The sequence below is a fragment of the Stenotrophomonas maltophilia group sp. RNC7 genome (assembly GCF_030910085.1).
GTDB lineage: Bacteria > Pseudomonadota > Gammaproteobacteria > Xanthomonadales > Xanthomonadaceae > Stenotrophomonas > Stenotrophomonas sepilia.
Genome location: NZ_JAVFVN010000368.1, coordinates 1 through 631, shown reverse-complemented (window position 1 = coordinate 631; position 631 = coordinate 1). Strand labels below are relative to the sequence as shown.

Below are 631 nucleotides of genomic sequence, written 5' to 3'. Positions count from 1 at the left end.
AGCGTAAGTGCTGCTTATCCTTTGGAAATGTCCCTTCATAATCTAGCCCTAGGAACATTGCTTCACTTTCTTTTGTTGTCTCTACTTCATCTAAACCTTTAATGAACAATAAATACGTAAATTGCTCAATAACAGACAAAGGATTCGTAATTCCCCCTGTCCAGAATACTTCCCATAATTTATCTACTTTACTTCTTAACTCACCTGTAATCATATGTTTTATTTTCCTTTCTTTTGCCTTCTTCTAAAAAATTGTAATTTAATTATATCAAACATACGCTTATTTTCTCATTCACAAAAAATTATAATAAACAAAACAACCAATCATTTGCATGACTAGTTGTTTTATTACATTTAAAAATGTATAAAATAACACAGAGAAAAATATATAAAGAACAGAAAACATATAAAGAAGACGTTCATAAATCGTCTTCTTTATATATATCCTGATATTTACGTATTTTGGTCCCACCATCATTCATATATTTTCTAATAGATAGAATTTTTTTTATCCCTTCTTTTCTTTTTGCTTCTCCATTCATAATCTTATAGCAAATAATTTTAAAAAAAAGAAAATCCTTTGCTTTTACATTTTTCAATGGATATTTAGAAAAAAACGGAATTATCACTT

The 631-nt window shown here is 27.1% G+C and carries 2 protein-coding genes; both read right to left on the bottom strand.

Translation table 11 applies throughout. The features are described 5' to 3' along the window. The coding region (locus RCF13_RS06630) for a type I restriction-modification system subunit M N-terminal domain-containing protein (RefSeq protein ID WP_308140970.1) at positions 1-214 on the bottom strand (214 nt) is incomplete at its 3' end. A gap of 205 nt (positions 215-419) precedes the next feature. Next, a partial coding sequence (locus RCF13_RS06625; protein WP_308140969.1) for a hypothetical protein occupies positions 420-631 on the bottom strand: 212 nt, incomplete at its 5' end.